Origin of the sequence: Kytococcus sp. HMSC28H12 (assembly GCF_001816045.1) — a bacterium.
In the GTDB taxonomy this organism is placed as follows: domain Bacteria; phylum Actinomycetota; class Actinomycetes; order Actinomycetales; family Dermatophilaceae; genus Kytococcus; species Kytococcus schroeteri.
In genome coordinates this window covers 1-12553 of sequence record NZ_KV824691.1, presented here as the reverse complement: position 1 = coordinate 12553, position 12553 = coordinate 1, and the positions used below count along the sequence as shown (strand labels likewise).

Genomic DNA, 12553 nt, shown 5'->3' with positions numbered 1-12553 from the left:
CGGCAGCTACTGAGCGCCGCCGGCCCGGGCGGCGTCACCAGCGGCCGCGGCCTCCCGGCGGCACCGTGCGCCAGGCCGCCAGACGCTGGGGGTCCTGCGCGTCGAGGAACTCCACCAGCTCGGCGAAGGACACGCAGTGCACCTCCTCGCGGGGGCACTGCTCGCGGGTGAAGCGCTCCATGGCGTCCAGATAGGTGCCGTCGTCCCAGGCGGCCAGGTGGTTGCCTAGGACCAGGGGCGCCCGGTTGCCCTCCAGGGCCTGCTCGAGCTCGTGCTCGTAGGTCTTCTCCATGACCCGGCCGCGCTCGGCCTTGGACACCTCCGGCGCCCAGGTGTTGAAGGCCGACAGCCAGTTGTAGTCCATGGCCAGCACCGAGCGGCGCCCCATGGCGTCGCTGCCGTGGACCTGCACCGACGGGATCGGGAAGTTCCACACGCCGTTGGCCTTCTCCGGCCAGGTCACGGCACCCACGGTGGAGGAGTCGTAGGTCCACCCGTCCTCGGCCGCGGCCTTCTGCGCGTTCTCCGGCCCCTCCAGGCAGGGGGTGCGTCCGCCTTGGACCTTGCGGGCGATGCCCTTGGGCAGCGCCGTGCCGCCCTTGAGGGGCGTCTTGCCCTCCCACCGCTCCACGAAGCGGTACCACTCGTCCATCTCCTGGTGCCACTGGGCCACCGACCAGTCGGCGCCGCCCTGGGGGCCGCAGAAGTGGCCGTTGTAGTGGGTGCCGAGCTCGTGGCCGGCCTCGATGGCGGCGGCGAGCTCACGGGTCGTCTCCCGCACCATCTGGGCCGTGCGCGGCCGGATGTGCTGCATGCCCTTGGGGTGCATCGGCGGCCGGTAGGTCTCGGCCACCTCCTCGCCGGTGGCCAGGAACGGGCCGCTGAGGAAGAAGGTCATGTGCGCGTCGGACTCGTCCGCCGCGGTGCGGAAGCGCGAGACGCCCTTCTCGCGCGGTGTCTCCCCGGCGCCGTCCCAGGAGATCACCACGAACTGCGGCGGCTTCTCGCCGGCCGGCACCTTGCGGGCCAGGTCGGAGGGGGCCTTGGAGGGCGAGGGAGCCTCACCGTGCGTGTCGTCGCCGCTGCTGCTCGGGTCACCGGTGGCGTCGCCGCTCCCGCCGGACCCCTCGCCGGCGCTGCCGGACGGGGCTGCGCCCGGGTCGCTCGAGTCGCCCGAACCACCCGACGGCTCGTCCGTCGTCCCGCCCGCGGGGGTGCCGACGGCATCGGCCGGTGCCGAGCCCCCGCTCCCCTCCTCGCTGGGCTGGCCCGAGCAGGCCCCCAGCACCGTCGCGAGTCCCACCATCATCACGGCACCCCGGCCGAGTCGTCCCACCATCGGTCTTTCCTGCACCTTGCGCTCGTCGGTCCCCTTGCCCCTGCACCGTAGGAAAGGGGTCGGGGCCGGGATGTCCGCCCACGGGGGGATCCCCCGTGCGCCCACCAGGTGACCGAGGGCGCGCCCGCCGGAGAGCGGAGGGACCCGCCGGAATCCCCCATCGGGACACCTCTACTGTGATGTAGCACACAGACCACGGCGCAGGCCGCCCACCGCTCGGAAGGACCCCCCATGAGCACGCCCACCCCGGACACCCGCACCGTCGCCGTGCACGCCGGTCGCCACGACCTGACCGCGCTCGGGGTGCACGCCGCCCCCATCGACCTCTCCAGCACCTCCCCCCTGCCCGACGTGGAGCACGGCGGCGAGGCCTACGAGCAGCTCGCCGGCGGCGGGCGCCCCGGCGAGGGGCACTCGCTGGTCTACCAGCGCCTGTGGAATCCCACCGTGGCGCGCTTCGAGGACGCCCTGGCCGAGCTCGAGCACACCGACGAGGCGGTGGCCTTCGCCTCCGGCATGGCCGCGGTGAGCGCCTCGCTGCTGGCCTGCGTGGCCGCTGGCACGCCCCACGTGGTGGCCGTGCGGCCGCTCTACGGCGGCACCGACCACGTCCTGGGCACCGGCCTGCTGGGCACCGAGGTGACCTGGGCCGAGCCGCACGAGGTGGCCGAGGCCGTCACCGACCGCACCGGGCTGGTGATCTGCGAGACGCCCGGCAACCCCACGCTCGACCTGGTGGACCTGCAGGCCGTGGTGGCCGCCGCCGGCGACGTGCCGGTGCTGGTGGACAACACCTTTGCCACCCCGGTGCTGCAGAACCCCGCCGACCACGGCGTGACCCTGGTGCTGCACTCGCTCACCAAGGCCATCGGCGGCCACGGCGACCTGCTGGGCGGAGCCGTGGCGTGCACGTCCGAGTGGGCGGTCCGCCTGCGCCAGGTGCGCGCAGTGACCGGCGGGCTGCTGGCCCCGCAGGTGGCCTACACGGCGCACCGCGGGCTGCAGACGCTGCCGGTGCGTGTGGAGGCGGCGACCCGCACCGCGCAGGAGGTGGCCGCGTGGCTGGCCGGGCAGCCCCAGGTGGCCGAGGTGCTCTACCCGGGCCTGGCCACCGGTGCCGATGCCGAGCTGGTGGCCCGGCAGATGCGCGGCCCCGGCTCGATGCTCGCCTTCCGTCTGGCCGGCGGGTACGACGCCGCCTCGGCCACGGCGCAGGCCTGCCGCATGATCGTGCACGCGGTGAGCCTGGGCGGGGTGGACACCCTGGTGCAGCACCCCGCGGCCCTCACCCACCGCCCGGTGCCGCCGGACGCCCGCCCCGCCGCGGACGTGCTGCGGCTGTCGGTGGGGCTGGAGTCGTCGGCGGCGATCATCGCCGACCTCGAGCAGGCGCTGGCTCAGCTGGCCTGACGGTCGGCGTCCGACCGCTGAGGGCGCACGGGCGCGCCCTCAGCGGTCGATGCCCTGCAGCGCCGCCTCCCGCAGCGGCGCACACCCGGTGCCGACCAGCCAGCCGATGACGCCCCACGCCGCGGCCATCATGGCCGCCCAGACGACCGATGCCTCGGCATGCACCCACGAGAGGATGACCACCTGGGGTGCGCCGAGCACGGCCGCCAGCACGGCGAGGTAGACCGGCGCAGCCGCAGCCGTGGCACCGGGCGCCACGCGGCGGGCCACCAGCGCCACACCCACGAAGCCGACGAGATTCCGAGCAGCGGCCACCGCATCAGGTGGGGCCATGGCCTCCCACCACGCCGCAGCGAGCCAGCTCCCTCCGGCGAGGAGCGTCAACAGCGGCACCCAGCCACGGTCGGCCCATCCCACCGGACGCGGTGAGAGGGACTCGTGGAGGGCCGCCGTCGAGGCCTGGGCGCTCCCGATGATGCCAGCGGCCACGAGGCTCGGCGCCAGGTAACCCACCAGGAACACACCGGAGAGGAAGCTGGGCAGGGGCACCACAGAACCGTGGAACTGCAGCACCGCCAGCCACCCGACCGCCACCAGGAGCACTGCGAGGAACGGGAGGCGCTGCCGGAGGAAGGGCAGCGCTGCCCTCACGCCGCGCACCCCGTCGACTCCATGACGGTCGAGACCCGCTCCCGCACCTCATCGCCCGAGGCCCCCTGGAAGGGTTCCGGTTCGTCCGGGTCCTGCAGGAGGCCCAGCTGGACCGCCCACCACGCCGCTGTCTCTGCGCGGTCCGGAACGTCTCCTGCGGACGGCGCGGCCTCGACGGCGCCCCAGTCCCCGAAGGGCTGACGTTCCGTCCCGCACCCCTCCCGCGGCACCAGCGCCAGACCCAGCGCCATCCGACGCGCCATCGGGTCCTCGTCGCCGAGGATCGCTTCGGTGTAGCCGGGCTGAAGGTTCACGAGCGACTCCGTGACACCCGCCGGGACCGGCACCCGGTGCTCCTGTGCGATGACGAGGACCTCGCGCAGGTCCGCGGCCACTGCGGGCCGGAGACTCTCGTTCTCCGGCCAGAGGCACAGGTCCATGGCACGGGTCCCCTGCTGCACCTGTTCGCACCGGACGGGGTCGTCGCGCACGGCGAGCCCGTGGCCGGGCACGGCGTGGGCGACGCCCCATGCCGCCCCCATCGAGGCCACGGCAGCCACCACCAGGGCGATGCCGGAGAGCACCGCCCGGTCGATGAGGCACCACAGGGCCAGCGCGACCGCCAGGGCTCCGATGACAGCCAGGAGGTGGGCCAGCCACGCCCCGGTCGTCGGCTCCACCTGCGACACGCAGCAACGCACCGGGAGGCCCGCCATCAGGCGCACTGGCCCGTCGGCCATCGAGTTGGGGAGGACGAAGGCCCAGAAGCCCAGCGCGACGGCGGTGGGCAACGCGAACAGGAGCGGCACCAGTCGGCCGAGGAGGGCCCCCACGGCGGCCACCGCCCCGCACAGCACCACCCGGGGGAGAAGGACCTCCAGGACGGACCCGTCGAAGGAACCACCGCGGCCGACGTGGACGGCCGCGCCCACCACGAGCACCACGGCACCCACCCCTGCGGCCGGGAGGACGCACAGGGCCCACTGGGCACCCGAGTGGCGCACCGAGACGCGGTGCCTGAACACACCGGCGCCACGCAGTCTCGCCGCCGCCAGCGCTGCCCCGGCCGCCACGACCGGCAGCACCAGCGCTCCGGCCACCCCGGCATCGATGGCGCTGAACAGGGGGTAGGACCCGGGGGCGGGGAGCGCTGCGAGACCCAGCGCCGCCACGACAGCGGTCAGGAGGAGCAGGACGGGCCACGCAGTGACCCCGCGGACGACCCCCGCGTTCATGCGGAGTCGTCCTCGACCAGCGTGACGCCCTCGGGCACGGCATCGAGACCCCGCCGCGCAGTGGAGCCGGCCCCGACGTGGTGGACGAAGGCCTCGTCCGGGGACATGCGCCGGTCCGCACCGCCGAGGAACTCCGCCGGCGTCCCGTCGAAGACGATGCGGCCAGCGTCCATCACGCTGACGCGGTCGACCTCGTCGGTCACCGCATCGAGCAGGTGGGTGGTCATCAGGTGCGGCCGGCCGGTGGCAGCGAGCGCCTCGTGGAAGGACGCGCGCTGGACCGGGTCGAGACCGACCGTCGGCTCGTCGAGCACGAGGAACTCCCCCGGGGACGCGAGGGCCTCCGCCAGGGCCATACGGCGGGCCTGGCCGCCCGAGAGCTCCCGGCTGGGGCGGCTCGCGAGTTCCGCCAGACCGACCGTCGCCAAGGCCTCGGCGGCCGCGTGGGGCGCCTGCCGGGCGGAACGACCTGCCAACCAGGAGATGTACTCCACCTGCTGGCCCACCGTGACTCCTCGCAACACCTGCGTGGCCTGCGGCACGTAGGCCACCTGGACGGGCCGCCGGATCTCACCCGCGCTCGGCCGGATCAATCCGACGAGTGCCTGCACGAGGCTCGACTTGCCCGCACCGTTGGCGCCGATCAGCAGCGAGCGCCCATCGGTCGGAATCGACCACGAAAGGTCCTCCACGACCGTGATCCGGCGAGGCCAGCGGCCTCGCCGGATCGTGAGGTCCGCGCACCCCACCCTCAGGGATGCCTCCGGCATCAGTACTTCAATCCCAATCGGTGGACGTCCACTCGCTGCCAAGACTGCCCCCCGTTGTTCCAGTCGGTCAGGGTGATGAACATGTCCCCGGCGGTCACCGTGCCGTGGTTGTACTCCCGGTAAACGGAGTCATCACACTTGTACCAGATGTTGCCATACTTCACGTCGCCGCCCTGCCAGAGAGGTCTATCCCGCACAAGCTGGAGCCTCACCCGATTCAGGTCGTACTGGTCGTAGTAGGGGTGGTGCTTCTTGTCGCCCCAGCTACACCCATCCGCCCAGACGACGAGGTCTCGGTCGTTGAACTTGTTTTCGGCGCGCCGCGACTGAATAAAGCGTGACACATCATCCCAGTAGCTGGACCAAGACCCCTCCGCCATAGCCGGCGCTGCTGATACAACCACGCATGCGGTCATCAACACGGCCATGCGTCGTCGACCTCGAAAGCTCATATTCCATCCTATGTGTGATGAAGTTCATCTAACCCCCCCCACCCCCCCTGTCAAGAACCGAAATTTCTAAGGCACCGCCCCTCAGGCGCTGGCTCAGCTGGCCTGACGGTCGGCGTTGGCCGCGTGGGCGTCGCGCGCGTACTCGGCCAGACCCGGCGCGACGTCCTCGTAGGTCCTCGTGAACCGGGCGTCGGCGACGTACATCTCACCCAGACCGCGGTGGATCTGCGGCGTGCAGTCGTAGAACCACCGCGTGATGTGCTGCCGATGGGCCTCGGCGACGTCCATGGCGCGGGTGGAGGTGGCCGGCTCACCGGCCCGCAGGGCGGCGGCGAGGTCGGCGAGGATCTGGTCGGACTCGGCCTTCACCTGCTCCCAGTCGCTCCGCGAGTACTTCTGCGTGCGCTGCTGGGACTGCTCCCACGCCGGGGTGTCACCCCATCGCTGCTCGGCCTTGGCCTGGTAGTCGTCGAGGTCCGTGGCGAAGGAGTCGCCGAAGATCTCGCGCTGCTCGGCCCGGCTGATGCGGTAGCCGTGGTTCTCGGACTGGTTCTTCTCGGTGTTCATCTCGGCCTCCAGTGCCGTGTCGATCGCGTCGAGCACTCCGGTGAGCTGCTCGACCTGTCGGATGACCTCATCGCGGCGCGCCTGCAGGCGGGTGGCGACGTCGCCCCCATCGGCCACCGCGGCGATCTCCCCCAGGGAGAGGCCGAGGCGTCGCAGAAAGACCACCCGCTCCAGGCGGGCGACGTCCCGGGGCGAGTAGAGGCGGTAGCCGGACCAGGTCCGGTGCGATGCACCGGCCACGCCCACTGCCTCGTAGTGGTGCAGGGTGCGCACCGTCACGCCCAGGAGCTCGGCCACCTGGCCGACTGTCAGGTCGTCGGACCCCTGCTGGTCCCTCTGCGATCCGGTCATGGCACCCATGTCACCGCCTCACGTCGCGTGAGGGTCAAGTGTTGCCGAGCTCCGACACATCCTGACGAGCGCAGCCCGCCGCCCGAACATCGGCATTGCCCTCCTGAACGCCGCACGGGAGGCCGGAGGCGTGGACGACCTGCCCATCCCCGCCCGGACAGAGCCGGCCCGTGTCGTGGAGTTCGAGTGATCGTCCTGGACACGAACGTCGTCTCCGAGTTGGTCCGCCCCACGCCGGAGCCGTCGGTCGTGGCATGGCTTGAGGGGGTCACGGACGAGGTGGCGCTCACCGCCATCACCGTGGCCGAACTGTTGGCAGGCCTGGCCCTGCTTCCGGACGGGCGGCGCAGCGATGGGCTCGACGCTGCGGCCCGCCACGCCTTGGAGCCCTACCGCGGCTCCCGGGCGATCCTCCCGTTCGACGCCGAGGCCGCCGGCGAACACGCAGAGGTGCTGGGCGCCCACACCCGGTCCGGCTCACCCATCAGCTCAGCCGATGCGCAGATCGCCGCTGTCTGCCGAGTGCACGACGCCACCTTGGCCACCCGCAACACCAAGGACTTCGAGGGCACCGGCGTGCAACTGGTCAACCCCTGGATTGCCTGAGACCGCGGCCTCTGAAGAGGAGCACGTGTGAGCGAGGGGTGTTGCCCGGGAGGGGTGTCCTATCGCCCGATAGGTCGACCGATTCACAGGCACCTGCCTGCCCAGCGGTCGACCTATCACCTGATAGGCCACTCCTCCGACGACCCGGACCGTGCCTCCTCACCCTCCCCGCGTCAGCACCTCCGGGCCCGAAACCCGGTGGCGCTGCGGACCCACAGCGGCTTGCATGGGCCCATGCAGATCCCACCCAAGTCCGCCGCCCGGGCTGCCCTGGACGCCCTGCCCGGGTTCACCTGGTCCCCGTTCACCCGCGAGGACGCTGCAGCGCTCAACGCGCTGTTCGCCGTCACCCGTGAGCATGACGGCGATCCCGAGCGATGGTCCGAGGCCGAACTGCTGGAGTACTGGGACGCCGAGAGGTCCCGTCCGGGGGAGGACGTGCTGGTGGGCCACGACGAGGCCGGCCTGGTGGTCGCGGTCGCCTGGAGCGGCCTGAACCGGGCCGTCACGTCGATGCGGACCTGTCACCTGGGCGGCGCGGTGCACCCGGCGTGGCGGGGTCGCGGCATCGGCCGGGCGGTCCTGGCGTGGGAGCTGGCGCACGCCGCCGAGTGGGACCGCTCCACACGTGAGCCGGGTTTCGGTCCGTTGGCGATGACCCTCTACTGCCCCGTCGGGCAGACGGACCTGCGGGCGCTCGCCGACAGAGCCGGGCTGCCGGTGGTCCGCTTCTTCCACGAGATGACCGCGCCCCTGGTGGAGCTGCAGGCGTTGCGGGACACCGAGGGTGAGCCGATCGCGGCAGTGGTTCCCCGCATCGGGGAGGTGCCGCTGGGCGTCCGGCTGCTGGACTGGGACCCGATGCGCAGCCACGAGGTGCTGGCCCTGCGCAATGCCACCTTTGCTGAGCACTGGGGCAGCGTCGAGCAGACCCCGGGCGTGTGGGCCGAGATCACGGAGGGGTCGACCTTCCGTCCCGCGTGGTGTGTGCTCGCCGAGGACGAGACCACCGGCGAGCTCGTCGGGTTCGCCACCGGCGCGGCGTACGAGCAGGACTGGGGACCTCAAGGGTTCACCGAGGGGTACACCGACCTGCTCGGGGTGTTGCCGAGCCACCGCGGACGTGGACTGGCTTCGGCCCTCCTGTGCGAGCAGCAGCGCCGGTTCGTGGCCAGCGGCATGCAGGCGGCCGGGTTGGGCGTGGACACGGAGAACGCCAGCAACGCCCTGCGGCTGTACGAGTCGCTGGGGTACCGGCCGACCACGACCACCTGCGCCCACCAGCTGGAGCTCCCCGAGGGCGCTCCCGTGCTCCCCTGAACCCGGCGGCGGTGGGCGCGGTGCCCTTCCGTCCGCTGTGCGTACGTTCGCCTGTCGGGTGAGCGCTGAGCGCATCGCCGGGCGGGCCGCCCGGCGCCCCATCGCCTCAGGACTTCTTGCGGGTGCCTGCCTTCACGGTGCGGGTGGTGGTGGAGGCCGGCTTCTTGCGCGCGGTCGACTTCCCGGACGACTTGGACGCCGCCTTGCGCACCGGCTTCTTCTTCGGCCCCTCGGCACGCTTCTGCGCCAGCAGCTCGAAGGCCTGCAGCTCCGAGACGTCCTCCGGCCGCATGGAGCGCGGCACGGTCACGTTCGTCTCGCCATCGGTGATGTAGGGCCCGAAGCGGCCGTCCTTGATGACCACCTTCTTGCCCGAGACCGGGTCCTCGGCGAACTCCGCCAGCGGCGGGTTGGCCGCCGAGCGCCCGCGCCGCTTGGGCTCGGCGTAGATCTTCAGGGCCTCCTCGAGGGTGATGTCGAAGATCTGCTCCTCACTGGCCAGCGAGCGCGAGTCCGTACCCTTCTTCAGGTACGGCCCGTAGCGCCCGTTCTGCGCGGTGATCTCGGCGCCGGACTCCGGGTCCGCGCCCACCACCCGCGGCAGCGAGAGGATCCTCAGGGCGTCCTCGAGCGTCACCGTCCGCACGTCCATGGAGGTCAGCAGCGAGCCGGTCCGCGGCTTCACCAGGTCCTTGCCACGGCCGGTGGTCTTCTTGCCCTCGGCCTCGAAGCGCGCCACGTCCTCGTCGGTGAACACCTCGGACACGTACGGGCCGTAGCGGCCGGTCTTGGCCACCACGTCGCGGCCGGTCTCCGGGTCCTGGCCCAGCACGCGCCCGTCGGAGGCCGCCTCCGAGAGGTACTGGCGGGCCATCTCGGGCGTCAGCTCGTCCGGCGCCACGTCGTCCGGGATGCTCGCGCGCAGCGGCTTGGCCTCCTCGGCGTCCCCGGTGGCCGCCTGGGCGTCGCGGGTGAGCACCTCGGCCCCCTCGGGCACCTCGCCCGTGGCGGGGTCGGTGCCGGCCGGCGCCACCTCCTCCACGTACGGGCCGTAGCGGCCCACGCGCACCACGATGCCGTCGCCGATGTCGATGGTGGACACACCCTTGGCGTCGATCTCGCCGAGGTCCTCCACGAGCGCCCGCAGCCCGGCCGCGTCGGTGGCCTCGTCGCCGAAGTAGAAGCGCTGGAGCCACGCCACCCGGTCCTCCTCGCCGGCGGCGATGCGGTCCAGCCCCTCCTCCATCGAGGCGGTGAAGTCGTAGTCCACCAGGGTGGGGAAGTGCTTCTCCAGCAGGGTGGTCACGGCGAACGCCAGCCAGGTGGGCACCAGCGCGCTGCCCTGCGTGCGCACGTAGCCGCGGTCCTGGATGGTGCCGACCGTCGCGGCGTAGGTGGACGGGCGGCCGATGCCCTTCTCCTCCAGCGCCTTCACCAGGGTGGCCTCGGTGTAGCGCGGCGGCGGAGAGGTCTCGTGGCCCAGGGCCTCCACGCGGGAGGTCTCCAGCGCCTGCCCGGCGGAGAGGCTCGGCAGACGGGACTCCTTGCCCTTGCCCCCCTCGGCGGGGGTGGCGCCGTAGCGCTCGGCGTCGCGCCCCTCCTCGTAGGCCGCGAGGAAGCCACGGAAGGTGATGACCGTGCCCGATGCGGTGAGCTCGGCGGTCTTCACGGCCTCGCCGCCCACCTGCACGCCACTGAGCGGCGCCGCGATGCGGACGGTGGCCGTGGAGCCCTTGGCGTCGGCCATCTGCGAGGCGACGGTGCGCTTCCAGATGAGTTCGTACATGGCGTACTCGCTGCCGCGCAGCTCGCCGGCCACCTGGGCCGGGGTGCGGAAGGTGTCGCCGGCCGGGCGGATGGCCTCGTGGGCCTCCTGCGCACCCTTGGCCTTCTTGCCGTAGAGGCGCGGGGAGTCCGGCACGTACTCGGCGCCGTAGAGGTCGCGGGCCTGCTGGCGGGCGGCGGTGACGGCCGACTGCGACAGCGTGGTCGAGTCGGTACGCATGTAGGTGATGTAGCCGTTCTCGTACAGGCGCTGCGCCACGCGCATGGCGTCCTTGGAGCCCAGACGCAGCTTGCGGCTGGCCTCCTGCTGCAGCGTGGAGGTGATGAACGGCGCCGCCGGCTTGCGGGTGTACGGCTTCTCGCTGACGTCGCTGACGCTCACGTCCGCGGCCTCGATGCCGGTGGCGACGGCCTCGGCATCGGCCTGCTGCAGGTGGGTCACCTGGGCGCCGGACTTGAGCTGACCGGCATCGGTGAAGTCCCGGCCGGTGGCCACGCGGGTGCCGTCGAGGCTGGTGAGGCGGGCGGTGAAGGTGCGGTCGCCGGCCGGCGCGAGATCGGCCTCGACGTCCCAGTAGGCGGCGACCTTGAAGGCCATGCGGGCGCGCTCGCGCTCCACCACCAGACGGGTGGCCACGGACTGCACGCGGCCGGCGGAGAGGCCCTGCTTGACCTTGCGCCAGAGCACCGGGGAGACCTCGTAGCCGTAGAGGCGGTCGAGGATGCGGCGCGACTCCTGGGCGTCCACCATGCGGTCGTCGAGGTCGCGGGTGTTGTTCACCGCGGCCTGGATGGCGTCCTTGGTGATCTCGTGGAAGACCATGCGCTTGACCGGCACCTTGGGTTTGAGCGCCTGCAGCAGGTGCCAGGCGATGGCCTCGCCCTCGCGGTCCTCATCGGTGGCCAGGTAGAGCTCGTCGGCCTCCTTGAGGGCCTTGCGCAGCTCGGTGACCTTCTTCTTCTTGTCGGCATCCACCACGTAGTAGGGGTCGAAGCCGTTGTCCACGTCCACGGCGAACTTGCCGTAGGGGCCCTTCTTCATGTCCGCGGGGAGCTCGCTGGGCGTCGGCAGGTCGCGGATGTGACCGACACTGGCCTCCACGCGGTACTCGTCTCCCAGGTACTGGCCGATGGACTTGACCTTGGTGGGCGACTCGACGATGACGAGCTTGCTGCCCTTGGCTGCCGGGGACATGCGACTCCTTCTGCCGACCGGGCGTGCGCTGGAATCGTCAGCGCTCTGCGGCGCCGGGGTCGACGGCGGCCACCGTAGCCCACGACCGCGGGTAGTAGTCGCAGGCCCGGGACCGGCCCAGGGGCACCACGCGCGAGGGCCGGGACGCCTACGAGGTCGCCGCGTCGTCCCGCATTCAGCACCTGACCGCCAACACGTAGGCGATCCTCTCGGCCGAGGTGGGCGACACCTCGCGGCGCAACGCCACGGAGATCGCACACAACACCACAGCGCTGGTGCAGGCCACCGACACCGAGGACGTCCCGGACGCCGCCGCCATCCTGCGGATGCACCGCACCCTGCTGCACGAGGTCGACCCGCGCGCCGGCCACTGGCGCACACGACCGGCTGCGGTCCGGAGATCCGGCCCAAACGGCGGACCTCCGGACTGAAGACGGTCATCTGTGGCCCCGGGCATCACCCCGCCCCCTCGGGCTGAGGTGACCACTCGACTGGACGCGGACGCCTGGTCGAACCCCACCACAGCCTTGCGCTCCCCCGTGTGACGTGTTTCACTCGCGAGACGCGGTTCACTCCAGAGGCATGAGAGGCATGAGAGGCATGAGAGGCATGCTCGCAGTTGCCATCGCTGCGGGCAGCGTGAGTGTGACACCGCCCCCCACCACCAATTCCGCCTCCGCCTACGAACACACAGGCTGTTCTTTTCGCACCGACTACCGCTGGCACGTGGATTCTGTGAGTTCGGCCGACGAGCAAGCATGGCGTTCGGCGCTCGTGGACGTGGCCTCCACCGACGTGGACTTCCAACCCGCCCGAGCAGGCATCGAGACGACGGTCAATCTGGCTCTTCGGAGTTGAGCGTGGGTCATGGG

Annotated in this window: 12 protein-coding genes; 5 read left to right on the top strand and 7 right to left on the bottom strand. The window is 71.9% G+C overall.

Going from position 1 to position 12553, the window contains the following annotated elements; translation table 11 throughout:
• Window positions 1-34: 34 nt before the first annotated feature.
• Window positions 35-1339, bottom strand: a complete 1305-nt coding sequence (locus HMPREF3099_RS11320; protein ID WP_070706176.1) for a polysaccharide deacetylase family protein — start codon at window positions 1337-1339, stop codon at window positions 35-37.
• Between the two features lie 231 nt (window positions 1340-1570).
• On the opposite strand from HMPREF3099_RS11320, the gene HMPREF3099_RS11315 reads away from it, so the two are divergent.
• Window positions 1571-2749 carry a trans-sulfuration enzyme family protein gene (locus HMPREF3099_RS11315; RefSeq protein WP_070706174.1) on the top strand — a complete coding sequence of 393 codons (1179 nt, stop codon included), beginning with the start codon at window positions 1571-1573 and terminating at the stop codon, window positions 2747-2749.
• A gap of 39 nt (window positions 2750-2788) precedes the next feature.
• Here HMPREF3099_RS11315 and HMPREF3099_RS11310 read toward each other — a convergent pair whose 3' ends face one another.
• The 5 genes from HMPREF3099_RS11310 to HMPREF3099_RS11290 all read right to left on the bottom strand — a co-directional run bounded on the left by HMPREF3099_RS11310 (window position 2789) and on the right by HMPREF3099_RS11290 (window position 6784).
• Complete coding sequence (locus HMPREF3099_RS11310) at window positions 2789-3400, bottom strand: hypothetical protein (RefSeq protein WP_141762155.1); 612 nt, start codon at window positions 3398-3400, stop codon at window positions 2789-2791.
• Window positions 3397-4635 carry a hypothetical protein gene (locus tag HMPREF3099_RS11305; protein WP_070706170.1) on the bottom strand — a complete coding sequence of 413 codons (1239 nt, stop codon included), beginning with the start codon at window positions 4633-4635 and terminating at the stop codon, window positions 3397-3399. The genes HMPREF3099_RS11310 and HMPREF3099_RS11305 overlap by 4 nt, the downstream gene beginning before the upstream one ends.
• Window positions 4632-5327, bottom strand: coding sequence for an ATP-binding cassette domain-containing protein (locus tag HMPREF3099_RS11300; RefSeq protein ID WP_168168533.1), 696 nt, complete (start codon window positions 5325-5327; stop codon window positions 4632-4634). The genes HMPREF3099_RS11305 and HMPREF3099_RS11300 overlap by 4 nt, the downstream gene beginning before the upstream one ends.
• 77 nt (window positions 5328-5404) lie before the next feature.
• A complete protein-coding gene (locus HMPREF3099_RS11295) occupies window positions 5405-5833 on the bottom strand; it encodes a hypothetical protein (RefSeq protein WP_141762154.1) in 429 nt (142 codons plus the stop codon).
• Window positions 5834-5950: 117 nt separating this feature from the next.
• The gene (locus tag HMPREF3099_RS11290; protein ID WP_070706164.1) at window positions 5951-6784 is read right to left on the bottom strand and encodes a MerR family transcriptional regulator; all 834 of its coding nucleotides are present in this window, start codon (window positions 6782-6784) and stop codon (window positions 5951-5953) included.
• A 177-nt stretch (window positions 6785-6961) separates the two neighbouring features.
• Between HMPREF3099_RS11290 and HMPREF3099_RS11285 the strand changes: the two genes are divergently transcribed.
• Window positions 6962-7381: a type II toxin-antitoxin system VapC family toxin gene (locus HMPREF3099_RS11285; protein ID WP_070706162.1), complete on the top strand. Its 420-nt coding sequence runs from the start codon at window positions 6962-6964 to the stop codon at window positions 7379-7381.
• Window positions 7382-7615: 234 nt separating this feature from the next.
• Complete coding sequence (locus HMPREF3099_RS11280) at window positions 7616-8701, top strand: GNAT family N-acetyltransferase (RefSeq protein WP_070706160.1); 1086 nt, start codon at window positions 7616-7618, stop codon at window positions 8699-8701.
• Window positions 8702-8807: 106 nt separating this feature from the next.
• Here the strand turns inward: HMPREF3099_RS11280 and topA are convergent, their stop codons facing one another.
• Window positions 8808-11681, bottom strand: coding sequence for a type I DNA topoisomerase (gene topA, locus HMPREF3099_RS11275; RefSeq protein ID WP_070706158.1), 2874 nt, complete (start codon window positions 11679-11681; stop codon window positions 8808-8810).
• A gap of 218 nt (window positions 11682-11899) precedes the next feature.
• Here topA and HMPREF3099_RS12575 point away from each other — a divergent pair, with 218 nt between their 5' ends.
• A complete protein-coding gene (locus HMPREF3099_RS12575; RefSeq protein WP_141494751.1) occupies window positions 11900-12112 on the top strand; it encodes a hypothetical protein in 213 nt (70 codons plus the stop codon).
• Between the two features lie 178 nt (window positions 12113-12290).
• Complete coding sequence (locus HMPREF3099_RS12570) at window positions 12291-12539, top strand: hypothetical protein (protein WP_141762153.1); 249 nt, start codon at window positions 12291-12293, stop codon at window positions 12537-12539.
• Window positions 12540-12553: the final 14 nt, after the last annotated feature.

Excerpts from the sequence above, each read along its gene's own strand:
- HMPREF3099_RS11320 (WP_070706176.1), bottom strand. The coding sequence starts at position 1,339 with ATGGTGGGACGACTCGGCCGGGGTGCCGTGATGATGGTGGGACTCGCG.
- HMPREF3099_RS11315 (WP_070706174.1), top strand. The coding sequence starts at position 1,571 with ATGAGCACGCCCACCCCGGACACCCGCACCGTCGCCGTGCACGCCGGT.
- HMPREF3099_RS11305 (WP_070706170.1), bottom strand. The coding sequence starts at position 4,635 with ATGAACGCGGGGGTCGTCCGCGGGGTCACTGCGTGGCCCGTCCTGCTC.
- HMPREF3099_RS11295 (WP_141762154.1), bottom strand. The coding sequence starts at position 5,833 with ATGGCCGTGTTGATGACCGCATGCGTGGTTGTATCAGCAGCGCCGGCT.
- HMPREF3099_RS11290 (WP_070706164.1), bottom strand. The coding sequence starts at position 6,784 with ATGGGTGCCATGACCGGATCGCAGAGGGACCAGCAGGGGTCCGACGAC.
- HMPREF3099_RS11280 (WP_070706160.1), top strand. The coding sequence starts at position 7,616 with ATGCAGATCCCACCCAAGTCCGCCGCCCGGGCTGCCCTGGACGCCCTG.
- topA (WP_070706158.1), bottom strand. The coding sequence starts at position 11,681 with ATGTCCCCGGCAGCCAAGGGCAGCAAGCTCGTCATCGTCGAGTCGCCC.
- HMPREF3099_RS12570 (WP_141762153.1), top strand. The coding sequence starts at position 12,291 with ATGCTCGCAGTTGCCATCGCTGCGGGCAGCGTGAGTGTGACACCGCCC.